Here is a 21,031-nt window from a genome sequence, read left to right on the forward strand (position 1 = left end):
CGACCGGAAGGGAGCAGACGATGTCCGATCCGGACCGGATCCGGTGGGAGATCGAGCACACCCGGAACGAGTTGAGCAGTGACATCGACGCATTGGCCGACCGGGTCAATCCGCGACGGATCGCCGGTGAGCGTGTCGGGCAGGCCCGCGGCGCGCTGACCCGAGCGAAGGAGAAGGTGATGGGTGCACAGTCGGACGGCCACGGTGCCGGCCAGCGGATGTCCCAGGCGGCGGGCTCGGCCCGCCAGCTCGGGCAGCAGGGCCGCGAGCAGGTGTCACACGCGGCGGGCTCGGCCCGCCAGCTCGGGCAGCAGGGCCGCGAGCAGGTGTCACACGCGGCGGGCTCGGCCCGCCAGCTCGGGCAGCAGGGCCGCGAGCAGGTGTCACACGCGGCGGGCTCGGCCCGCCAGCTCGGGCAGCAGGGCCGCGAGCAGGTGTCACACGCGGCGGGCTCGGCCCGCCAGCTCGGGCAGCAGGGCCGCGAGCAGGTGTCACACGCGGCGGGCTCGGCCCGCCAGCTCGGTGAGCAGGCGCAGGGCAATCCACTCGCCGCCGGCCTGATCGCCTTCGGCGCCGGGCTGCTGGTCTCGTCCCTGATCCCGCCGAGCCGCCCCGAGCGGCAGTGGGCCGGGCAGGCCCGTGACATCGTCACCGAGCACTCGGACGTGCTGCGTCAGCAGGCCAGCCAGGTGGGCCACCAGGTCCGCGACAACATGCGCCAGAACATGCGCGAGCCGGTGCAGCACGCCGCGGCGTCGGTGGGCTCGACCGCCATGCACGGTGCGTCCGCCGTACGGGAGCAGGGCCGGTCGGCCACCCACCAGGTGCAGGGGCAGGCGCATGAGGCAGCCGACGACCTCCGCCGCCGCTGAGGCGACCCGGGTGATCGGGGCGGCGCGGACGATGCGGGTACGTTCCGCGTCCGCGCCGCCCCCCGGCCGGCCGGTCAACGAGGACCTGGTCTTCCGGTTCGGGCCGCTGGTCGGCGTGCTGGACGGCGCGACCGTGCCGGAGGGCTTCGACACCGGCTGCGTGCACGGTCCGTCCTGGTACGTGCGGCACCTCGCCGCCCGGCTCGGGGTGGCCGAGGCGGCCCGGCCCACGGCGACCCTGATGAGCAACCTGGCGGCGGCGATCCTGGCCGTCCGCTCGGATCACAGCGACGAGTGCGACCTGGACCACCCGGGCACCCCCTCCAGCACCGTCTGCCTGCTGCGCGACGGCGGCCACCACCTCGACTACCTGGTGCTCTGCGACAGCCCGCTGGTGCTCGACGCGGGTGGCCAGGTGACCGTGGTCTCCGACGACCGACTGGACGCCGCGATGGCCGAGTTGCGCGAGACCGTGGCGGCGGTGCCGGCCGGTTCCGTCGACCGGACGACCCGGTTCCGGCAGGCCGTCGCGGTGCAGCGGGAACGGATGAACCGTACGCACGGCTACTGGGTGGCCGCCGCCGATCCGGACGCGGCGTTCCACGCGGTGGCCGGCACCCTGCCGCTGCGCGGGCCCGGGGCGGTACGCCGGGCGGTGTTGCTCAGCGACGGCGCGTCGGCCGCGGTGGAGCAGTTCGGGGTCCTGGACTGGGCGGGGCTGCTCGACGTGGTGACCGCCGAGGGCCCGGGCGCGCTGGTCGACCGGGTCCGGGCGGCCGAGCGCGACCACCCGGACCGGCTGCGCCGGCACAAGCCCGCCGACGACGCCTCGGTGGTGCTCTGCGAGTTCGACACCGAGGCGTCGTGACCGCGGGTCACGGGGCGGCGTCGCCTTCCGCCGGGCGGTCGTCGCCCGACGGGTGGGCGGCAGCCTGGCCGTAGTCGCCGCGGCGGTCGGTCGGGTCGGCCTCGGCCGCCGCCAGGCGCCGGCGGCGCAGTTCGGTCTCCTCGACCTCGAGGGCCCGTTCCTCCTCGAACTTCTCCTCCCGCAGTCGCTGCCGGTGCTGCCGCATACGGAGGGTGTCCACGGTCGCGATGAGCACGATCGCCACCACCAGCAGGGCCAGCGCCCCGAACGGCGGAAGTGCGGCGCCGACCGGGACCAGCGCCGCCAGCACCATCAGCGAGACCACCTGGAGCCGGCTGAACCAGTGCACGGTGCGGATTTGGAAGCCGAGCACCGCCAGCAGATAGACGATCACGCCGCCGTGCAGCAGGACGACGTCGAGGGCGTCGACCCGCTCCCGTAGGCCGACGCTCGCGCTTTCGGCGATCGCGGCCAGCGCCCGCTTCAGGCCGAGGGAGAACAGGATGATCCCGAGGATCATCGGCAGGTGCAGGTAGCTGTAGGCGTCGCGGGCCAGGGCGATCCGGGCCGGCCCGTGGACGCGGTGCAGGGCCCGTTCCCCGGCAATCGCCCGACTGTCGAAGTACACCCACCACAGGGCGGCGATCACCGCGATGCCGAGTGTCGCCGCCCCGATCACCGGCCAGGTGAGCGGCAGGCCGACCGACAGGCCGGGGCCCACGCCGAGCGAAATGATCGACTCGCCGAGCGCGATCAGGATGATCTGGGCGTGCCGTTCCGCCCAGTGGCCGGCCGAGACGATGGTCAGGCCCTCGGTCCGGATGCGCTGGCCCATCACGTACGCGACGGCGATCGCGAGCCCCCAGAGCGCGACCCGGGCGGCGAGTTCGGCGGTGCCGTCGAAGAGCCGCTGCGGCACCAGCGCGGCGACCAGCAGCAGCGACACCGTGACGAACGGCGGCCCGGCCAGCCGCCGCCAGCGCGGCCGCAGCTTCGGGTCGTTGCGGACGGCGTACCAGAAGGCCAGCACCTGGAGGTCGCGGACCACCAGGTAGCAGGCCGCGAAGACCAGGTCGCCGGGAAGCCCGGGCGGGTCGTCGCTGAACGCCTCCGGCACCGACAGCGAGGCCACGAAGATCGCCGCCATGGTGGCGAAGCCGAACAGCGGCATGATGCCCCGGTCGGCGCGGACCGCGTTGCCGAGGGTTGCGAAGCCGCTCCAGGCGAACCAGAGCAGCGCGAGCACCAGGACGCCGCCGAGCAGACCACCCTGGCCGAGGGTCTTGGCGGAGGCGTTGGTGACGTTGATGAACGCGAAAACGAAGACGAGGTCGTAGAAGAGCTCCAACCGGGTGACCTTGGCACCGGGGGCGGCCGGTTGCAGCCGGTGCGTGCCCACCAGCTGCTCGTCCGTGCTCACCGACCAAGTCTGACAGCGGCAGTGATCGACCATCGCGACAAACCCGAAGAACTCTCAGATCGAGTGGGTCGCCCTGGTACGGCGCGAGCCCGGCCCCGCTGACGGGACCGGGCTCGTGGATCTCGGCTCAGAACGCGGCGAGTACCGAACCCTGGTACTTCTCCGCGATGAACGACTTCACCTCGGCGGAGTGCAGCAGCTGCTCCAGCTTGGCGACCCGCGGGTCGTCCTCGTCGCCGTCCCGGACCACGACCAGGTTCGCGTTCGGGTTGTTCTCGGCCTTCTCCAGCGCGAGCGCGTCGGTGGCCGGCTTCAGACCGCTCTCGATCGCGTAGTTGCCGTTGATCACCGAGGCGTCGGTGTCGTCCAGGCTGCGCGGCAGCTGGGCCGCCTCCAGCTCCTTGAACTGGAGCTGCTTCGGGTTGTCGGCGATGTCCCGCTGGGTGGCGGCGACCCCGGCCCCCTCCTTCAGCGTGATCACGCCGTGCTGGGCGAGCAGGTTGAGCGCCCGGCCCGAGTTGGTCGGGTCGTTCGGGATCGCCACCACCGCCCGGGTCGGCAGGTCGGCGAGGGTGCGCACCTTCTTGGAGTAGAGGCCCAGGGGCTCGATGTGCACCGGCTTCAGCGCGGCGAACCGGTAGCCCTTGGCCTTCTCCTCGGTCTCCAGGTAGGGCACCGTCTGGAAGTAGTTGGCGTCGAGCTGCTTCTCCTGCAGCGCGCGGTTCGGCTGGACGTAGTCGGTGAACTCGACGATCTCCAGCTTCAGCCCGGCCGGCTCGGCGAGGTTGTCCTTGATGTAGGTGAGGATCTCCCCGTGCGGGACGGGGCTGACGCCGACCTTGAGCGGGGCGTTCGGATCGGCCGCGTCGCCGCCGTCGGCCCCGCAGGCGGCGAGGCCCAGGGCGAGTGCGGCCGCGGCGAGGGTTGCGGTGATGCGTCGCACGGTTGTTGCCTTTCGTCGATCTGGCCGGCGCGTCCGTCGGGACGGGGCCGGGTTGTCGGTCGGCCACGCCGGTGGGCGCGAGCCGGGTTCCGGTCGGCCGGGTGGGTGTCGGCCGGCTTCACTCGTCCGGGGTCACCGGTGGGAGAGTCTTCGGGTGAGCACGTCGCCGACCACCTGGACGAGCTGGACGAAGGCGACCAGCAGCACCACGGTGGCGATCATGACGTCGTTCTCGAACCGCTGGTAGCCGTAGCGCAGGGCCAGGTCGCCAAGGCCGCCACCGCCGATCACCCCGGCCATCGCCGAGTAGCCGATCAGCGCCACCACGGTGAGGGTGAAGCCGGCGACCAGGCCCGGCCGGGCCTCGCGGAGCAGCACCTTGCCGACGATCTGCCGGCGGGTCGCGCCCATCGCCCGGGCCGCCGCGATCACGTCCCGGTCCACCTCCCGCAGCGCGGTCTCCACGATCCGGGCGTAGAACGGGATCGCGCTGACCGTCAGCGGGACGATGGCGGCGGTGGTGCCGATGGTGGTGCCGACGACCGCCCGGGTGACCGGGATGATCGCCACCAGCAGGATGATGAAGGGCAGCGAGCGGCCGACGTTGACGACCAGGCCGAGCAGCGCGTTCACCGGCCGCGCGGGCAGCAGGCCGTCGCGTCCGGTGAGCACCAGCAGCACGCCGACCAGCAGTCCGCCCAGCGCCGAGAGCAGCGCCGCCACGGCGACCATGTACGCGGTCTCGCGCAGCCCCTGGGTCAGCAGCGGCACGAGGTCGTCGGCGATCACGCGGCCACCTCCACGGCGAGCCCGGCGGCGCGCAGGTGGGCCACCGCCGGGGCGGTCCGCTCGGCGTCGCCGGGCAGCGCCAGCCGCAGCCGGCCGGCGCGACCGCCGGCGAGCTGCTCGACGGTGCCGCCGAGGATGCGGGCGTCGAGGTCGAAGCGGCGGGTCAGCTCGGCGACGAAGGCGGTGTCCGCGTCCGGGCCGGCCACCGTGACGTCGACGACCGTGCTGCCGGGCAGCGTCGGGGGCGCCCCGAGCGGGAAGACCTCGGCGGCGAGTTCGGAGCCGGGCCGGGCGATCAGCTCGGTGACCCGACCGGACTCGGTGAGCCGGCCGTCGCGCATCACCGCCGCCGAGTCGCAGAGCCGCTTGACCACGTCCATCTCGTGGGTGATCAGCAGGACGGTCAGCCCGAGCCGCTGGTTGAGGTCGCGGAGCAGGCCGAGGATCGAGCGGGTGGTCTCCGGGTCCAGCGCCGAGGTGGCCTCGTCGCTGAGCAGCACCTTCGGCCGGCCGGCGAGCGCCCGGGCGATGCCGACCCGCTGCTTCTGGCCGCCGGAGAGCTGGGCCGGGTAGGCGTCGGCCCGGTCGCTGAGCCCGACCAGGTCGAGCAGCTCGGCCACCCGCCGCGCTCGCTCCCGGCGCAGCACGCCCATCACCTCGAGCGCGAAGGCCACGTTGCCCGCCGCGGTGCGGGAGCCGAGCAGCGCGAAGTGCTGGTGGACCATGCCGATCCGCTGCCGGGCCGCCCGCAGCCGGTCCCCGCCGAGCGCGGTCAGCTCCACCCCGTCCACCGTGACGGTGCCCTCGTCGGGGCGCTCCAGCAGGTTGACGCAGCGCAGCAGCGTGCTCTTGCCGGCGCCGCTGTGCCCCACCACGCCGAACACCTCGCCGGGACGTACGGAGAGGCTGACGCCGTCGACCGCGACCACGGCCCGCCCCCGACTGCGGTACGTCCGGCGCAGCCCGTCGAGCTCGATCACAGCTGATCCCGTCCTCGTCGCCTCGCGCGGCGGGAGCGGTCGCTCCCGTATTGTCTACCAGCCAAGTAGGTTAATCCGCGGATCGGCTTTTGACAGCGGAGCGTGAGGCGGAACACGATGCGGCCCGACCGGCCGATACCTTCCGCCGTACCGCCAGTCGGTGCCCAACGGGGTGGACTTGGGCCGGTAGGGCCGGCAGACTGCGGCACGTGGCGGGTGCGGTCCGGTTGGAGCCGGTGGACGAGCGGAACCTTGAGCCGTTGCTCTCCGTAGCGGCGGCCGAGGCGGAGCCCGGTGACGTCATGCCGCCGGTGGAGGCGCCGGCGGGGTGGTCGCACGCCCGCCGGGAGGCGTTCCGCCAGTACCATCGGGCCAGCTTCGGCGGGCTGTCCGGCCCCACCGGCACCCAGATGTACGCCATCCAGGTCGGCGGCGAGGTGGTCGGCATGATCCGGATGACCCGCCGGGACGAGCCGGGCACGGTCGAGACCGGGATGTGGCTCGGCCGGTCCGCGCGTGGCCAGGGGGTCGGCCCGGCGGCACTGCGCGAACTGCTGAACGCCGCGGCCGCGGCCGGCATGCGACTCGTCGTCGCGGAGACCACCCGGGACAATTCCGGGGCGATCTCGGTGCTCGAGAAATGCGGCGCGAAATTGCGCGAGGACGGCGACCGCGTGCACGCCGAGATATGCCTCGATTCGACGCCGCCGACATTCTGATTCCGCTTTTGTCAGTTGCTGCCGATCTGGCGTCCGTGCTGCTCGATCGGACATCTCTGTCCGTAATGCACCCTTCGTGAATCTGTGGACCGGGCGTCCGGACGGCGTCCGGGTCGCGAGTCGTGGATGTTTTGTGGATTGGCCACCGGGTACTGCCCGCCGGGTCCGCTAAAACGGGACACCTGATTTGCGGTCCTACTTGCGCTATTCCCCGGTAGCCAATTCTGGCCGCTGCCCATCAGGTGTCTCCGCGCCCGGGGAGCGAAGGAGAGCTGATGAACAGCGGAGCACGAATTGGGATGGCGGTCGGCTTCGGCTACCTGCTGGGTCGCCGGCGCAAGCTGCGTACCGCACTGACCCTGGCCGCCGCCGTGGCGGTCGGGCGGGCGAGCCGGGACCCCGGCGGACTGCTGAAGCGGGGCAGCGACCTGCTGCACGCGTCCCCCCACCTGAGCAACCTCGGCCACCTCGGCAAGCCGCTCGCCTCGGCGGGCAAGGCGGCTGCGACCGCCGCCGCCGGCAGTGGCATCGACGCGATCAGCGGCAAGCTGCGCGGCTCCGCCGACACGCTGCGCCGCAAGGCCGCCGGCGGACCGTCCGAGGGCGGCCCGTCCGAGGGCGGAGACCAGGCTCGCGGTGGCGACCAGGGCGGCGGTGGTGGTGACCAGCCGGACCGCGAGGGCGTTGACCGGGACGCCGGTGCCGGGTCCCGCCGACGGGGGCGATGAGCATGGCGGAGACCAATCCGGGCGGCCTCGCGGGCAAGGTCCGGGGCCAACTCGTCGACGACGTCAAGGACCTGGCGAGCGCCATCGGTGAGCGCGCCGTCGCCGCGGTGACCGAGCGGGTCACCGGCGCGACCGGCCGGCTCAGCGAGTACGCGAAGCAGGGCGGCGGGCCGGGCCTGGTGGCCGCCGCCACCGGCGCGCACAAGCTGGCCGAGGGCAGCTCACCGGTGAAGGCGATGTTCCATGCCGGGGTGGCCGGCGGTAAGGAGAAGTTGATGTCGGCCTTCGGCCGAGGCGGCAAGGGTGGCAAGGGTGGCAAGGGCGGCGGCAAGAAGCTGAAGGTCACCAACATCGTGGAGGCGATCGAGGTCGGCGTGCCGGTCCGGGTCGCCTACAACCAGTGGACCCAGTTCGGCGACTTCCCGAGCTTCATGAAGAAGGTCGAGAACGTCGACACCGAGTCGGACGAGAAGCTGACCTGGAAGGCGCAGGTCTTCTGGTCGCACCGGACCTGGGAGTCCACCGTCGTCCGGCAGATCCCGGACAAGCTGATCCACTGGCGCTCGAAGGGCGAGAAGGGCTCGGTGGACGGCACGGTCAGCTTCCACGAGCTGACGCCCGACCTGACCCGCATCCTGGTCGTGCTGGAGTACCACCCGCAGGGCCTCTTCGAGCACACCGGCAACCTGTGGCGGGCCCAGGGCCGCCGGGTCCGGCTGGAGCTCAAGCACTTCGTCCGGCACGTGATGACGCAGACCGTCCTCGACCCGGACGCGGTGCAGGGCTGGCGCGGTGAGATCCAGGACTCCGAGGTGGTCAAGGACCACGAGACCGCCCTCCGCGAGGAGCAGGAGCAGCGCGAGGAGCAGGAGCGGCGCGAGGAGCAGCCCGAGGAGCGGGAGCCGCGCGGGCGCCGGGGGCGTCCCGAGGCGGAGCCCGAAGCGGCCGAGGAGGAGCCGGAGGAGGTCGAGGAGGAGCCGCGCGAGGAGCGGCCCGCCGAACGCGCACGCCGTCGCCCGCCGGTCCGTCGTCGTCCTCCCGAGCAGGAGGAGTACGACGAGTACGAGGACGAGTACGACGCCTACCAGGAGGGCGGACCGGACGAGGCGCCGGAGGAGCAGCCGTCGCCGCGCCGCCGCGCGCCGGAGCGGGCCCGCCGGGCGCAGCCCCGGGAGGAAGCGCCCCGTCCCCGTCCGGCGGCCCGCCGGGCACCGGAGGCACCCCGCCGTCCGGTGGTCCGCCGTCGTCGTGAGGAGCGGGACCAGTGACCGTCGCGACGAGTGGAGACCAGGCCGCCGGGGGCGCGCTGGAGCGCGGTGGCACCAGCCTCGCGGACGTGGTGGAGACCGTGCTGGACAAGGGTGTGGTGATCGACGCGCAGGTGTCGGTCGCCGTGGTCGGCATCCAGCTGCTGGAGATCAACGCGCGGGTGGTCATCGCCAGCGTGGAGACGTACCTGCGGTTCGCCGAGGCGGTTGACCGGTTCGACATCACCCCGAAGAACCAGAAGGGGCTGCCCGACCTGGTGGAGGGCGCCTCCGGGGCGGTCGGCAAGGGCAAGGCGGTTTCCGGCCTCGGCAAGGCGGCCCGGGAGATCAGCGGGGCGGTCGCCGACTCGCTGGGCGACCGCGGCGGCGACCGGGAGCGGGAGCGCCCCCGCCGGCGCCGGGACGAGGAGCGCTGAGATGGCCGAGGAGACCGGACTGTTCATCTACGGCATCGTGCCCGCCGACGTGGAGCCGACCCCGGAGGCGGTCGGGGTCGGGGACCCGCCGGGGGAGGTGGCCGCGATCCAGCACGGCGAACTGGCCGCGCTGGTCAGCGCGGTGCCGCTGCAAGGTCCCCTGGGCCGGCCGGCGGACCTGACCGCGTACCAGGAGCTGCTGGACGGGACCGCGGCGGTGGCGCCGGTGCTGCCGGTGCGGTTCGGCACGGTGGTCACCGGGGCGGACGCGGTGGCCGACCTGCTGGACGCGCACCAGGACCGGTTCGCCGCGGCCCTGGACGAGTTCGAGGGCCGGGTCCAGTACACCGTGCACGGCCGCTACGAGGAGCCGGCGCTGATCGGCGAGGTGCTGGCCGAGAACCCGGGCGCCGCCGAGCTGGCCGACCAGGTGCGCGGGCAGCCCGAGGAGGCCACCCGGCCGCAGCGGATCCGACTCGGCGAGATGATCAGCCAGGCGGTGGAGCTGCGCCGGGAGGCGGAGAACCGGCAGCTCCTCGACGAGCTGGGCCGGCTCGCGGTGGCCAGCGCGCCCCGGGCGCCGAGCAACGAGCTGGACGCGGGGAGCGCCGCGTTCCTGGTCGACCGGGACCGCGAGGACGAGTTCGTCGACGCGGTGGAGGCGTACGCGGAGCAGCGCCGGGAGCTGATCCGGACCCGGTTGCTGGGTCCGTTGGCCCCGTACGACTTCGTCAGCGCGCACCAGCTGGTGGAGTGACCGGTGGACATCCTCTGGACGCTGCTGACCCTGCCGTACGCCCCGGTGCGCGGGCTGACCGCGGTGGTCAAGGTGATCGCCCGGGAGGCGGAGTCGCAGCGGTACAGCCCGACCAGCATCCGGCGCGAGCTGGAGGAGCTGGACGCGGCGGCCGCCGCCGGCGACATCACGCCGGAGGAGCGGGACCGCGGTCAGCAGCAAGTGCTGGACCGGCTCACCGGCACCGCCGCCGAGCGGCCGGCCGCGGGCGGCGAGGCGGGCAACCGCACCGCGTCCCGCGGCCGCCCCGCCGTCCGGCGCGGTGCCGCCCGGCAGGACTCCGGGCGGGGTGACGGCCGGCAGGAGGCCCGGCGCGGCGACGGCCCACCGGAGGCTCGGCGGGGCCGGCAGCCGGACCGGCGGGGGAACGGGCGCGCCCGCCCGGTGGCGGAACGGGCGCGGCGCGCCGAACCGGCCGCGCCGCGCGACGGCGGTGAGGGAGGTGAGCGCGGTGGCGAACCTGATCCGCGGCGACGGCGGCCGGGCCCGTAAGAACGAGCCGGTCGACGAGCCGTACGACGACGAGTACGACGAGGAGGAGGAGTACCTAGAACCGATCTCGGCCGCCGAGGCGGCCCGGGAGGGGCTGCGGCAGATCGTCGAGTTGACCGGCCGGGACGCGGTGGGCACCACCTCGCTGAAGTCCGTCCAGGACGGCTGGCTGGTCGGGGTGGAGGTCGTCGAGGACCACCGGATCCCCGCCTCCACCGACCTGCTCGGCCTGTACGAGGTGGAACTCGACCTGGAGGGCGGCCTGCTCGGCTACCGGCGGGTGCGCCGCTACCAGCGCGGAAAGGGCGAGGTGGGCTGAGATGACCAGCGTGCAACCCCCGTCGGTGGTGCAGAACTCGGGTCAGGTGCTGCCGGCCGGCCACGAGCCGGCCAACCTCGGCGACATCCTGGAACGGGTGCTGGACCGGGGCATCGTGATCGCCGGCGACATCCGGGTCAGTCTGCTCGACATCGAGCTGCTCACCCTCAAGCTGCGGCTGGTGATCGCCTCGGTCGACACCGCCCGGCAGATCGGCATCGACTGGTGGGAGCACGATCCCTGGCTCAGCTCCCGGGCCCGCCCGCCGGTGGAGCCGGGCCCGCGCGACCCGGAGCAGGTGGAGGCGGAACGCTGGCCCCGGGTGGCCCGTCGGGCCGCCCGGAGGGAGGAGTGGGATGAGTTCGACGGTTGACCTGGCAGCCGGCGTCGACCGGGCCGAAGCGCCCGCCGGCGTCTGGCTGCACGGCGTGGTCCGGGACGTCGAGCCGGTGGTGCTCGCCGCGATCCCCGGGATGGCCGGCGCGCCGGTCCGCCCGGTCCGCGCCGCCGGCCTGACGGCCGTGGTCAGCACCGCCCCGCTGGCCGAGTACGGCGAGGACGCGCTGCGCCGCAACCTGGAGGATCTGGCCTGGCTGGAACGGGCCGCCCGGGCGCACCACGCGGTGGTCGACGCGCTCGCCCGCCGGGGTCCGGTGGTGCCCGCCCGGCTGGCCACGGTCCACCACGACGACGCCCGGGTGGCCGGCCAGCTCGCCGCCCGGCGGGCCGAGCTGACCGGCCTCCTGGACCGGCTCACCGGGCGCGGCGAGTGGGGCGTCAAGGGATACCAGGTGCCGGGCGCCCCGCCCCGGATGGCCGAACCGGCCGGCGCGGGCGGGGTCGGGGCGGCGTACCTGCGGCGGCGGCGGGCCCAGCTGACCGCCCGCGAGGAGGGGCAGCGGATCGCGGCCGAGGCCGCGGCGGCGGTGCACGACGCGCTGGCCGGGTACGCGGTCGCCGCCCGCCGGCACGCCCCGCAGGACCGCCGGCTCTCCGGTGCGCCCACCCCGATGGTGCTCAACGGCGCGTACCTGGTGGAGAGCGGGCGGCTCGACGGCTTCACCGAACTGGTCGCCGCGCTGGCCGAGCGGCATCCGGAGCTGCGGCTGGAGCTGACCGGCCCGTGGCCGCCGTACTCCTTCGCCGAAGAGCGGCCGGCCGGCCCGGCGCTGACCGTCCGGGAGCCGGCATGCTGACCGCGCCCGGCCCGCGCCCGGGCGGAATGACCCGGTCGGGTGGCGTCCGGGAGCCGGCGTGGTGACCACCGCGCTCGCCCCGAACAGCGCCGACGACCCGCTGGCCTACCGCCCGGTGGCCCTGGTCGACCTGCTCGACCGGGTGCTCGCCACCGGCGTGGTGATCAGCGGCGACATCACCATCGCGATCGCCGACGTGGACCTCGTCCGGGTCTCGCTGCGCGCCCTGATCGCCTCGGTCGGCGCGCTGGCCCCGCCCGAGCTGCGGGACGCCGTCCCGGACGACGGCGCCCGGTTGCCGGGGGAGGGGTCATGACCGCGGGGGAGGACGCCCGTCGCCCCGGCCCGGGCCGCCTGGCCGGCCGGGACGAGGCGGCCGAGCTGGCTGCCGCGCTCGGCGAGCCGCAGTGGCAGCAGCCCCGGGTCAAGCCGCTGGACCGCCGGCTCGCCGTCGACCGGGACTCCGTCGAGCGGGGACTGGCCAGCCTGGTGCTCACCGTGATCGAGCTGCTCCGGCAGCTGGTGGAACGCCAGGCGCTGCGCCGGGTCGACCTCGGCGACCTCACCGAGGAGCAGGTCGAGCGGATCGGGATGACGCTGATGGCGCTGGAGGAGCAGATGGCCGGGCTGCGGGAGTACTTCGGGCTGGCCCCGGAGGACCTCAACCTCGACCTCGGCCCGCTCGGCCCGCTGCTGCCCACCGACTGACCCCGGCACTCCGCCGCCCGGCGGGCCCCGGTCAGCTCCGGCCGGCCGCGTACGCGGCGAGCCAGGCCACCTGGGCCGGGTCGAGCGACGGGCGGACCCGGGCGCGGGCCGCGGCGACGTGCGCGGCGGTGACCGTGGAGGCGGTCAGCGACTCCCGCATGGCGGCCAGCGCCGCCTCCCGGACCAGCGCCGCGCAGTCGGCCGCCGAGAAGCCGGCCAGCTCCTCGCCCAGCCCGGCCAGGTCCACCTCCGGCGCCAGCGGCACGTTCCGGGCGGCGGCCCGGAGGATCTCCGCCCGGGCCGGCCCGTCCGGCGGCGGCACGTAGACCAGCCGCTCCAGCCGCCCGGGGCGCAGCAGCGCCGGGTCGACCAGGTCCGGCCGGTTCGTCGCGCCGACCACCACCACGTTGCGCAGCGCCTCCACCCCGTCCAGCTCGGTGAGCAGGGCGGCAACCACCCGGTCGGTGGTCCCCCCGTCGGTGGCCTGGCCGCGGACCGGGGCCAGCGCGTCGACCTCGTCCAGGAAGACCAGCGTGGGGGCGGCCTCCCGGGCGCGGCGGAACAGCTCGCGGACCGCCCGTTCGCTCTCGCCGACCCACTTGGACAGCAGCTCCGCGCCCTTGACCGAGAGCACGTTCGCCCGCCCGGAGCCGGCCAGCGCGGTGACCAGGTAGGTCTTGCCGCAGCCCGGCGGGCCGTAGAGCAGCACGCCGCGCGGCGGCTGCACGCCCAGCCGGGCGAAGGTGTCCGGATAGGTCAGCGGCCAGAGCACCGACTCGGTGAGCGTCTCCTTCACCTCGGCGAGGTCGCCCACGTCGTCCAGGGTCACCGTGGCCAGCTCCAGGGTGGACGCCGCCATGGTGGTCGGCCGGACCACCTCCAGCGCGGCGGCGAAGTCGGCCATCGCCACGGTCGGGGTCTCGGCCGACTTCTGCCGCAGCGCCGCGCGGACCCCGGCCTCGCGGACCAGCGCGGCCAGGTCGGCGGCGACGAACCCGGGGGTACGCCCGGCGACCTCGTCCAGCCGGACGTCGTCGGCCAGCGGCACCTGCCGGGTGAGCACGGTCAACTGCTCGCGGCGCAGGGCCGGGTCCGGCAGCGGGACGGTGATCCGCAGCGAGAGCAGGTCCGGGGCGCGCAGCGCGGGGTCGACCACCTCCGGCCGGCCGGTGGTGCAGACCACCGCCGCCCCGGCCCGCAGGGTCTCGGCGAGCACCTGACGGAACACGGTGGCCACCGGGCCCGGCTCGTCGGCGGGCGCGAGCGCCTCCACGTCGGTGACCAGCAGCACCGCCGGACCGGTCGCGCGGACCTCGGCGGCGGCGGCGCGCAGCCGGTCGGCGGCGGCCTGGTTGCTCAGCGCGGCCACCTCCGGGGCCCAGAGCGGGCAGACCCGCGCGCCGACCCGGGCGGCCACCGCGCGCACCAGCGCCGACTTGCCGGAGCCGGCGGGCCCGCTGAGCAGCACCCCGAGCGAGACCGTGGTGCCCAGCCTGCCGAGCACCTCGCCGTGGTGGAAGCCGAGGTCGAGCAGCTCGGTCAGCTCCTCGGCCTGGGCGCGCAGCCCGGGCAGTTCGTCCACCGACGGGACGCTCTCCGCGCCCGCGCCGTCGGCCACCGCGCCAGCCGGTCCGCCGGCCGCGCCGGCGGTCGGGCCGCGGGTCGCCGCCCGCAGCCGGGCGCCGCCGGCCCCGCCCGCACCCGCTGCGGCCGGTGCGCCGCGTCCGGCCACCGGCCCGCCGGCCGCCCCCGGCGCCGCGGCGGTCCCGGCGGAGCCGTGGGTGACCGGACCGTGCTCCCAGCCGACCAGGGTGTCCATGGTGACCAGCGAACCGTCCGGCTCGGCGGCGACCACGCCGAGCAGGGTGCTGGTCCAGGCGTAGCCGACCCGGTTGGACAGGCTGCGCCGGGCCGCCTCGACCAGGCTGCGGGTCGCGGCGTCCGGCAGCACGTCCTGGGGCAGCAGCGACACGTCGTCGCCGGTGGTCACCACCTTGCCGAGCAGGGCGAGCCGGAGCATCTCCGGCGAGACCGCGGCGGCGATCTCGGCGGGGCCGGCGAGGAGCACCCGGCGGGCCGGGGTGACCGGGGTCGGGCTGACCGTGACCTGGCCACCGTCCCGGACGCCGAGGTTGCCCAGGATCAGGTCGTCGGCGTAGAGCAGGGCGGTGCTCGCGGTCGGCTCGGCCGCCGCCACGATCCCGGCGGTCACCCGCCGGCCGGCCAGCCGGACCGGGTCGCCCGGGCGCAGCGCGAGCGCGGTGAGCACCTCCGGGTGCAGCCGGACGATGCCCCGCCGGGCGTCCAGCGCCGCGGGCCGCAGGCTCGCCGTCAGGGTCAGGTCGGGTCGATCCACCGCCCGACCCTAGCCGCCGGCGTCACCCCCGCGCCCGGTCACCGGGGCGGGTCGCCGTCGCCCAGCAGGGTCGGGTCCCGGCGGATCAGTTCGGCCAGCCGGGCCGCCGGATCGGCACGCACCCCGTCCCGGCCCGGGGCGAGGTCCGGCACCGTCTTCACCGACATCGGCCAGGCCGGCGGCGGTACGGCGGCGGCCTCCGCGCGGACCGTCACGTCCGGCCCCGACCAGGCCACCCGCAGCGGGTACGCCTGCCCGTCGTGCTCGACCCGGACGGTGACCGCCAGACCGGGGTGGCCGGCGACCACCCGGCGTACCGCCTCGGCGATCTCCTCGACCGGGTCCCGCCGGGCGTCGTCGTCGGCCGCGCGGTGGCTGCCCGCCGGGGAGGTCCCGGCGGCCGCCCGGCGCGGTCCGGCGTCCCGGGTGTCCGCCCAGCCGGGCCCGGCGTTGCGGCCGGTCTCGGGCCGGCCCGCGCCGGACTCCGGCCGGTCGGCCGGCTCCCGATCCGGCGCGCCGGCCGGATCGGTGGCCCGCCGCCGCAACGCCTCCTCGCGCCGGGCCATCCGGGCCAGTGTCTCGTCCAAACCGCCTCTCATCTGACCACCCCTTCGATGAAACGGGTCTGACCGCCCGGGAGTTCAGTCCCCCCGCTCCCGGGTGGCCCGGTCCAGCGCCCGGTCCAGGACGACCAGCAGGGCGTCCCGCACCGAGAGCCGGTCCCGGGCGTCGAACTGCACCAGCGGCACGTGGTCGCCGATGGCCAGCGCCCACCGGATCGCGGCGAGGTCGTGCGCCAGCCGCCCGTCGAAGGCGTTCACCCCGACCACGAACGGCAGCCCGGCCCGCTCGAAGAAGTCGACGGCCGGGTAGCAGTCGTCCAGCCGGCTGCTGTCCACCACGACGAGCGCGCCGAGCGCGCCGCGGGCCAGGTCGTCCCACATGAAACCGAACCGGGTCTGGCCCGGCGTGCCGAACAGGTACAGCTTCAGGCTGCGGTCGATGGTGACGCAGCCGAAGTCCATCGCCACCGTGGTGGTGGTCTTCGCGGTGCGTACGCCCGGGTCGTCCACGCCGATCCCGGCGCTGGTCATCTCCGCCTCGGTGGTCAGCGGGGCGATCTCCGAGATGGCACCCACCGTGGTGGTCTTGCCGACCCCGAAACCACCGGCGATCAGGATCTTCACCGGGATCGGCGGCGCGGCGCGTCCGGCCGGAGCCGCGCGGGGCGCCGGAACGTGACCGGCGGACGGGGCCGGCGGCGTGGCCCGCCCGACCGGTGGCGGCGTCCCGGTCGGGGTGCCGTAGCGGGCGGCGGCGCTGTTGGGCGCGACCGCGCCCTGCGGGGCGACCGGCCGGTCAGGAGATCGCACGGAGTCCATCAATCACTCGCAGGATGAGGTCGGGGTCGTGGGCGTCGTCGGCGTCGGTGACGTGCACGTCCAGGTGGCCGGCGGCACGCAGGTCGCCGACCAGCACCCGGGTCACCCCGAAGTGCAGCCGGGTCCGGGCGGAGATCTCGGCGACCGAGATCGGCTCGGCGCAGAGCGCGACGATCGCCGCCAGTTCCGGGGCCAGTCGGGCGGGCGGGACCGTCCACGGGGTGAGGTCCGGCCGGGCGCTCACCTGGGTCTCCAGCCCGATCGCCGGGTCGGCGCCGGTCACCCGGCCGGCGGTGAGCACGAACGGGCGCGGCCCGGCCGGCCCGTCCGGCTCGGGCTCCGGCCCGGCCGGCGCCACCGGTCCGTCCGCCGCCGGGTCGTCGGCGGACGACCGCAGATAGGGCCGGATCCGGACCAGGGGTTCCGGATCCGGCTCGTCGCCGACGTTCGGGGTCACTGCTGGGCGGCGTTCTTCAACTCGGCGATCAGTCGCGGGGTGAGCGCGCCACCGGCCCGCCCGGCGAAGAGCGTCATCTCGTACGCGACGGTGCCGAGGTTGGCCGTCCGGTCGGCCACCACCCCGAGTACCGAGCCGCTGCTGATCGCGCTGATCAGCAGGTAGCCGTCGGCCATGTCGACGACCACCCGGTTCAACCCGCCGAGCGCGTACCAGCTGGCGGCGCCGCCGGCCAGGCTGGTCATGCCGGAGACCACCGCGGCGAGCCGCTCGGCGTTGGACCGGTCCTTGATCGCGGACATCGCCATCAGCAGCCCGTCCGAGGAGACCGCGATCGCCTCCAGCACCCCGGCGGTGCTGGAGGTGAAGGAGTCCAGCAGCCAGTTGAAGGTGCGGGCCTCCGGGCTGAGGTCGCCGCCGGGGTCGGGGTGGTTCTGGTGGTCGACGTTGTCGTGCAGGAAGGGGCTGGTCACCGTGATGATCCCTCTTCGTTACGGCGGTCTGGACGGACTTCACGCAGAGCGCGGGCGACGCCCGCCTCGAACGCGGTGATGCGGTCGCGGATCTCGGCCGGGTCGCCGGGGTGGTGGCTGATCGGCTGGTGGGCCGGGGAGGTGGTCAGCTGCGCTCCGGGCACCCGCCGGTTGAGCGCCGGCCGGGCGGGCGCGTCCGCCGGGGGCAGGCTGGCCCCGGGCACCCGCTGCCGGACGCCGGTCCCGGCGAGGCCCGGCCCGGCGGGGACCCCCGGCGGCGCGGACGCCACGGTGGCGGTGGGCTCCGGCGGCGGGTTCCGCCGCGGCCGGCGGGGCAGGCCGGACGGGGTCGTCGCGGGTTCGCCGGAGGTCGGTGCGGCCGGAGCGGATCCGGCGGGGTCGGCCGGCGATCCGGCCGCCGGACCGCCCCGCCCGGCGACGGCCGCCGCCAGCGCCCGCCCGCCCGCGGCGTCGACCACCCGGGGCGGCAGCCGCCGGTCGCGGGCCGGCACCGTGGCCCGGGCCACCGTGGTCCCGGCCCGTCCGGGGCGCGGCACCAGCAGCGCGGCCAGCGGGACGTCCAGCAGGACCGTCACGCCGCCACCGACGGTCGGGGCGAGCCGCACCGTCCAGCCGTGCCGGCGGGCCAGCCGGCCCACCACGAAGAGGCCGAGCACCTCGGTGGGCGCCAGGTCGAGCCGCTCCCGGCGGGTGAGCCGGGAGTTCTCCTCGGCCAGCCGCTCCGCGGTCATGCCGATCCCGTGGTCCACCACGGCCAGCCGGGCCCCGGCGCCGGTCAGCTCGCCGGTCACCACCACCCGGGTGTGCGGCGGGGAGAAGACGGTGGCGTTCTCCATCAGCTCGGCCAGCGCCAGCACCAGGTCGCCGACGGTCCCGGGGGCCGCCGAGACGCCCGGCGGCACCCGTACGTCCACGCGGGTGTAGTCCTCGATCTCGCCGAGCGCCAGGCGGACCACGTCGCCGAGCGGCACCGGGGCCACGTGGACGTCGGCGCCGGTCGACCCGGACAGCACCACCAGGCTGCCGGCGTTGCGGCGCAGCCGGCTGGAGATGTGGTCGAGCCGGTAGAGGTGCTCCAGCCGGGCCGGGTCGGTCTCCTGCCGCTCCAGCCGGTCGATCAGCGCGATCTGCCGGCCGACCAGGTTCTGGGTACGCCGGCCGACGTGGCCGAACATCTGCGCCACGTTGCGCCGGCCGGCCACCTGCCGCTCCACCAGCCGGGCCGCGGTGGCCTGCACCCGGTCGAACGCCCGGGCCAGGTCGCCGATCTCGTCCCGGGCCCGTACGTCGACCGGGTCGAGCCGGACCGGCTGGGCGTTCTCGGTCTCGTCGTCGGCGACCCGGACCAGTTCGGCCTCGGCGAGCCGGGCCACCCGGTCGGCGGAGCGGGTGAGCCGGCTCAGTGGCCGGGCCACCGTCCGGGCGACGGCGACGCTGAGCAGCAGCACCACCGCCAGGATCAGCGCGGCCACCCCGCCGACCAGGTACGCGGCGGTCAGCGCCCGGCGCTGCTCGCCGGTCACCTCGGCGAGCACGTCCGCGACGATCTTCTTCTCGATGAACTGGCCGAGGGTGATCATCGAGCGGGCCGACGGGAAGAGCGCGTCCAGCGTCACGTTGCGGACCGAGCCGGACGGGTCGATCACGCTGGTGGTCAGGAAGTCGGCGCTGGTCCGGGCGGCCACCGCCGCGTCGTTCAGCTCGGCCAGCTTGAACTGCTCGGCGGTGATCAGGCGGCGGAACCGGCGGTTGTCCACCGCGAGCGCGGACATGCAGGCGACGAAGGCGGCGTTGGTGGTCGGGTCGTCGCTCGCCTTCACCAGCACGATCAGCGTGGCGCAGGCCCCCAGCCCCTCGTCGGCGCGCAGCAGCGCGTCCAGCGCCAGCACCTGCCGCCCGGCGGCGGTCTCGGTGTCCACGCTGAACGGCAGCCGTAGCGACTCGATCAGCGCGATGTCGACCGGCCCGTACGCGTCCATGATCCGGCTCGGGGTGGCGGTGCCGGCGAGCACCGCCCGGCGCAGGTCGGTCAGCGCGCGTACCCCGTCGAGCGCGTCGGCCACCGGCGGCGGCAGCGCGTCGCCCCGCTCGGCCCGCAGGTCGGCCACCCGGTCGTCCACCGTGGCGCTCTTGCGCACCAGTTCGGTCCGGCTGATCCGGCCGAGCAGCAGGCCGACCGAGAGGATGCGCTCCTGTTGCAGGTCCTGCACCAGGGTGCCGATCCGGCTGGCCAGCCGGACCCGGTCCGCGATGTCGCCGGCCCGTTGCGCGGCGGCCACCCGGTCGAGCACCACCGGCACGGCGAGGCCGACCGTGCTGACCAGCGGGATGACCACGAGCAGCGCGAGCTTGCCGCGGATCCGGAGCCTACCGAGCAGCATCGACCGGTCCCCACTGCGCGGCCTCCGGGCCGACCGGCTGGAGCGGGCGCGGCTCGTCGGGTCGCGGTCCGGCCGGCGGCCGCCAGGCGTCGCTCTCCGGCGGGACGCCGGAGCCCTCCCGGGCCCGCCGCGCCTCGGCCGACCGGCGCCGGGCCCGGCGGGCCGCGGCGAGCAGCATCCCGCCGAGCGTGCCGAGCAACAGGAGGGCGAGGCCGGCGGCCCCGAGCGCGAGCCGGCGGTCCCGGTCCAGCGCGTCCACCCGGCCGGCGAGCAGGGTGTCGAGTTCGGCGTGGATGACCGGCTGGAGCTGGGTGGCGGCCGACTGCGCGTTGAGCCGGGCCGCGGCCACCTGCGCCGGGTCGACCACGCCGGTGCGGTCGGCCGGGGTGGAGGCGGCGGCCAGCGCCTCGACCGCGCGCTGGTAGGTGTCGAGCGGGGTGAGCACGGTGGGGCCCAGGTCGGTGCTCTCCGTGCTGTCGACCGCCGCGCGCAGGTCGGTGACCAGGTCGCCGGCGGGGGTGAGCGCGGCGACCCGGAGGCTGGCTAGTTCGGTCGCGGTGCGCAGCCGTTCGGTGGCCGGCCGGCGGGCGGCGAGCGTGGTCAAATCGGCCAGCCGGCCGGTGGCCACCACCGCAACGGGCAGGTCCTGGCCCACCCCGTCCTGCAGGAAGAAGGAGTCCGCGCCCGGGTCGCGGACCAGGCCGGAGCTCTCCCGCACCTTGCGGTGCAGGTCCAGCAGCAGGGCGGTGGCCTCGCCGTACGCCGCGAAGGCAGCCTCCGGGTCGGCCGGCGGGCGGTCGCGCAGCGCCTCGAGTTTCGCCCGCAGCCCCGCCCAGCGTTCCTGGCTGCGCAGCTCGCGCCCGATCCGAGCGTCGACCGTGGCGGCGGCCTCGACCGCGCGGGTCAGCGCCTCCCCGGGCGCCGGCCGGCCGGCGACGGCGGCGGACTGGGCGTCGACCAGCGCGTCGGTGACCGGGGCGAGGGCCGCCAGGTAGGTCACCCCCAGCCGCTCCCGGGCGGCCAGCGCCCGGTCGTCGTCGGTGTGCCGCCAGGTCAGGCCGACGAGGAGGACGACCGGCGCCAGCAGGGCCACCACCAGCAGCGGCGGCAGCAGGCGGGCCGGTGCGGAGGGTCGCCGGCGGGCCTGCGGCGCGGGGACGGTCATGGTCTGTCTCCTCCGGCGGTTGCACGGGAAGGGGCGGCGGGAGACGGGAATGTCGCAGGTGGAGTCCCGTCCGCCGGACCGGAAACGTAACCGAACCTCGCGGCACAGTTGCCCCCCGTCAATCAGTCGGCTTCGCGTCACTTCGCGCCATGTCACCTGGCGCGGAGCGGGCGAGCACGCTGTGTGCGATTCACGGAGTGACATGGATGGATCGGTGCGGTTTCCCCCGAAGATCCGAATTCACATGATCCGAATTCATCGCGCTGGGATGGGACTGGACCG

Annotated in this window: 24 protein-coding genes; 13 read left to right on the top strand and 11 right to left on the bottom strand. The window is 75.4% G+C overall.

Going from position 1 to position 21,031, the window contains the following annotated elements; translation table 11 throughout:
* Positions 1–20: 20 nt before the first annotated feature.
* Positions 21–872 (top strand): DUF3618 domain-containing protein, encoded by an 852-nt coding sequence (locus ACVCAH_RS01180; protein ID WP_447134143.1) that lies wholly within the window; start codon positions 21–23, stop codon positions 870–872.
* Positions 841–1,740, top strand: coding sequence for a hypothetical protein (locus tag ACVCAH_RS01185; protein ID WP_447134144.1), 900 nt, complete (start codon positions 841–843; stop codon positions 1,738–1,740). Before ACVCAH_RS01180 ends, ACVCAH_RS01185 begins: the two co-directional genes overlap by 32 nt.
* Before the next feature lie 7 nt (positions 1,741–1,747).
* Here the strand turns inward: ACVCAH_RS01185 and ACVCAH_RS01190 are convergent, their stop codons facing one another.
* The 4 genes from ACVCAH_RS01190 to ACVCAH_RS01205 form a co-directional block, all read right to left on the bottom strand.
* Positions 1,748–3,160, bottom strand: coding sequence for a low temperature requirement protein A (locus ACVCAH_RS01190; RefSeq protein ID WP_447134145.1), 1,413 nt, complete (start codon positions 3,158–3,160; stop codon positions 1,748–1,750).
* A 127-nt stretch (positions 3,161–3,287) separates the two neighbouring features.
* Positions 3,288–4,103, bottom strand: a complete 816-nt coding sequence (locus ACVCAH_RS01195; RefSeq protein WP_447134146.1) for a MetQ/NlpA family ABC transporter substrate-binding protein — start codon at positions 4,101–4,103, stop codon at positions 3,288–3,290.
* Between the two features lie 132 nt (positions 4,104–4,235).
* Positions 4,236–4,892 (bottom strand): methionine ABC transporter permease, encoded by a 657-nt coding sequence (locus ACVCAH_RS01200; protein WP_447134147.1) that lies wholly within the window; start codon positions 4,890–4,892, stop codon positions 4,236–4,238.
* Positions 4,889–5,872: a methionine ABC transporter ATP-binding protein gene (locus ACVCAH_RS01205; protein WP_447134148.1), complete on the bottom strand. Its 984-nt coding sequence runs from the start codon at positions 5,870–5,872 to the stop codon at positions 4,889–4,891. Before ACVCAH_RS01205 ends, ACVCAH_RS01200 begins: the two co-directional genes overlap by 4 nt.
* A gap of 209 nt (positions 5,873–6,081) precedes the next feature.
* Here ACVCAH_RS01205 and ACVCAH_RS01210 point away from each other — a divergent pair, with 209 nt between their 5' ends.
* The 11 genes from ACVCAH_RS01210 (at position 6,082) to ACVCAH_RS01260 (ending at position 12,514) form a co-directional block, all read left to right on the top strand.
* Positions 6,082–6,591 carry a GNAT family N-acetyltransferase gene (locus tag ACVCAH_RS01210; protein WP_447134149.1) on the top strand — a complete coding sequence of 170 codons (510 nt, stop codon included), beginning with the start codon at positions 6,082–6,084 and terminating at the stop codon, positions 6,589–6,591.
* A 275-nt stretch (positions 6,592–6,866) separates the two neighbouring features.
* Positions 6,867–7,319 (top strand): hypothetical protein, encoded by a 453-nt coding sequence (locus ACVCAH_RS01215; protein WP_447134150.1) that lies wholly within the window; start codon positions 6,867–6,869, stop codon positions 7,317–7,319.
* 2 nt (positions 7,320–7,321) lie between these two features.
* Positions 7,322–8,587 carry an SRPBCC family protein gene (locus ACVCAH_RS01220; protein ID WP_447134151.1) on the top strand — a complete coding sequence of 422 codons (1,266 nt, stop codon included), beginning with the start codon at positions 7,322–7,324 and terminating at the stop codon, positions 8,585–8,587.
* Entirely contained in the window at positions 8,584–9,003 is a 420-nt protein-coding gene (gene gvpJ, locus ACVCAH_RS01225) for a gas vesicle protein GvpJ (RefSeq protein WP_447134152.1), read from the top strand. Before ACVCAH_RS01220 ends, gvpJ begins: the two co-directional genes overlap by 4 nt.
* A 1-nt stretch (position 9,004) precedes the next feature.
* The gene (locus tag ACVCAH_RS01230) at positions 9,005–9,760 is read left to right on the top strand and encodes a GvpL/GvpF family gas vesicle protein (protein WP_447134153.1); all 756 of its coding nucleotides are present in this window, start codon (positions 9,005–9,007) and stop codon (positions 9,758–9,760) included.
* 3 nt (positions 9,761–9,763) lie between these two features.
* Positions 9,764–10,291 (top strand): gas vesicle protein GvpG, encoded by a 528-nt coding sequence (locus tag ACVCAH_RS01235; RefSeq protein ID WP_447134154.1) that lies wholly within the window; start codon positions 9,764–9,766, stop codon positions 10,289–10,291.
* Positions 10,251–10,610 (top strand): gas vesicle protein GvpO, encoded by a 360-nt coding sequence (locus tag ACVCAH_RS01240; RefSeq protein ID WP_447134155.1) that lies wholly within the window; start codon positions 10,251–10,253, stop codon positions 10,608–10,610. Before ACVCAH_RS01235 ends, ACVCAH_RS01240 begins: the two co-directional genes overlap by 41 nt.
* Before the next feature lies 1 nt (position 10,611).
* A complete protein-coding gene (locus ACVCAH_RS01245) occupies positions 10,612–10,983 on the top strand; it encodes a gas vesicle protein (protein ID WP_447134156.1) in 372 nt (123 codons plus the stop codon).
* Positions 10,967–11,806 (top strand): GvpL/GvpF family gas vesicle protein, encoded by an 840-nt coding sequence (locus ACVCAH_RS01250; RefSeq protein WP_447134157.1) that lies wholly within the window; start codon positions 10,967–10,969, stop codon positions 11,804–11,806. The genes ACVCAH_RS01245 and ACVCAH_RS01250 overlap by 17 nt, the downstream gene beginning before the upstream one ends.
* A 58-nt stretch (positions 11,807–11,864) precedes the next feature.
* On the top strand, positions 11,865–12,122 hold the full coding sequence (locus ACVCAH_RS01255; RefSeq protein WP_447134158.1) for a gas vesicle protein: 258 nt from the start codon (positions 11,865–11,867) through the stop codon (positions 12,120–12,122).
* Positions 12,119–12,514 carry a gas vesicle protein K gene (locus ACVCAH_RS01260; protein WP_447134159.1) on the top strand — a complete coding sequence of 132 codons (396 nt, stop codon included), beginning with the start codon at positions 12,119–12,121 and terminating at the stop codon, positions 12,512–12,514. Before ACVCAH_RS01255 ends, ACVCAH_RS01260 begins: the two co-directional genes overlap by 4 nt.
* A gap of 31 nt (positions 12,515–12,545) precedes the next feature.
* Here ACVCAH_RS01260 and ACVCAH_RS01265 read toward each other — a convergent pair whose 3' ends face one another.
* From ACVCAH_RS01265 to ACVCAH_RS01295, 7 genes are read right to left on the bottom strand one after another with little or no spacing between them, the layout of a single operon-like run.
* A complete protein-coding gene (locus ACVCAH_RS01265; RefSeq protein WP_447134160.1) occupies positions 12,546–14,870 on the bottom strand; it encodes an AAA family ATPase in 2,325 nt (774 codons plus the stop codon).
* Positions 14,871–14,908: 38 nt separating this feature from the next.
* Entirely contained in the window at positions 14,909–15,469 is a 561-nt protein-coding gene (locus ACVCAH_RS01270) for a hypothetical protein (RefSeq protein WP_447134161.1), read from the bottom strand.
* Positions 15,470–15,511: 42 nt separating this feature from the next.
* Positions 15,512–16,252: a GTP-binding protein gene (locus ACVCAH_RS01275; RefSeq protein WP_447134162.1), complete on the bottom strand. Its 741-nt coding sequence runs from the start codon at positions 16,250–16,252 to the stop codon at positions 15,512–15,514.
* Positions 16,230–16,709, bottom strand: a complete 480-nt coding sequence (locus ACVCAH_RS01280) for a DUF742 domain-containing protein (protein WP_447134163.1) — start codon at positions 16,707–16,709, stop codon at positions 16,230–16,232. Before ACVCAH_RS01280 ends, ACVCAH_RS01275 begins: the two co-directional genes overlap by 23 nt.
* A complete protein-coding gene (locus tag ACVCAH_RS01285) occupies positions 16,706–17,182 on the bottom strand; it encodes a roadblock/LC7 domain-containing protein (protein WP_447134164.1) in 477 nt (158 codons plus the stop codon). The genes ACVCAH_RS01280 and ACVCAH_RS01285 overlap by 4 nt, the downstream gene beginning before the upstream one ends.
* Positions 17,179–19,584: a sensor histidine kinase gene (locus tag ACVCAH_RS01290; protein ID WP_447134165.1), complete on the bottom strand. Its 2,406-nt coding sequence runs from the start codon at positions 19,582–19,584 to the stop codon at positions 17,179–17,181. The genes ACVCAH_RS01285 and ACVCAH_RS01290 overlap by 4 nt, the downstream gene beginning before the upstream one ends.
* Positions 19,571–20,749, bottom strand: coding sequence for a hypothetical protein (locus ACVCAH_RS01295; RefSeq protein ID WP_447134166.1), 1,179 nt, complete (start codon positions 20,747–20,749; stop codon positions 19,571–19,573). Before ACVCAH_RS01295 ends, ACVCAH_RS01290 begins: the two co-directional genes overlap by 14 nt.
* Between the last annotated feature and the right edge of the window lie 282 nt (positions 20,750–21,031).

The organism is Micromonospora sp. LZ34 (assembly GCF_052981855.1).

Excerpts from the sequence above, each read along its gene's own strand:
- ACVCAH_RS01180 (WP_447134143.1), top strand. The coding sequence starts at position 21 with ATGTCCGATCCGGACCGGATCCGGTGGGAGATCGAGCACACCCGGAAC.
- ACVCAH_RS01185 (WP_447134144.1), top strand. The coding sequence starts at position 841 with ATGAGGCAGCCGACGACCTCCGCCGCCGCTGAGGCGACCCGGGTGATC.
- ACVCAH_RS01215 (WP_447134150.1), top strand. The coding sequence starts at position 6,867 with ATGAACAGCGGAGCACGAATTGGGATGGCGGTCGGCTTCGGCTACCTG.
- ACVCAH_RS01220 (WP_447134151.1), top strand. The coding sequence starts at position 7,322 with ATGGCGGAGACCAATCCGGGCGGCCTCGCGGGCAAGGTCCGGGGCCAA.
- ACVCAH_RS01230 (WP_447134153.1), top strand. The coding sequence starts at position 9,005 with ATGGCCGAGGAGACCGGACTGTTCATCTACGGCATCGTGCCCGCCGAC.
- ACVCAH_RS01245 (WP_447134156.1), top strand. The coding sequence starts at position 10,612 with ATGACCAGCGTGCAACCCCCGTCGGTGGTGCAGAACTCGGGTCAGGTG.
- ACVCAH_RS01250 (WP_447134157.1), top strand. The coding sequence starts at position 10,967 with ATGAGTTCGACGGTTGACCTGGCAGCCGGCGTCGACCGGGCCGAAGCG.
- ACVCAH_RS01260 (WP_447134159.1), top strand. The coding sequence starts at position 12,119 with ATGACCGCGGGGGAGGACGCCCGTCGCCCCGGCCCGGGCCGCCTGGCC.
- ACVCAH_RS01270 (WP_447134161.1), bottom strand. The coding sequence starts at position 15,469 with ATGAGAGGCGGTTTGGACGAGACACTGGCCCGGATGGCCCGGCGCGAG.
- ACVCAH_RS01275 (WP_447134162.1), bottom strand. The coding sequence starts at position 16,252 with ATGGACTCCGTGCGATCTCCTGACCGGCCGGTCGCCCCGCAGGGCGCG.
- ACVCAH_RS01290 (WP_447134165.1), bottom strand. The coding sequence starts at position 19,584 with ATGCTGCTCGGTAGGCTCCGGATCCGCGGCAAGCTCGCGCTGCTCGTG.
- ACVCAH_RS01295 (WP_447134166.1), bottom strand. The coding sequence starts at position 20,749 with ATGACCGTCCCCGCGCCGCAGGCCCGCCGGCGACCCTCCGCACCGGCC.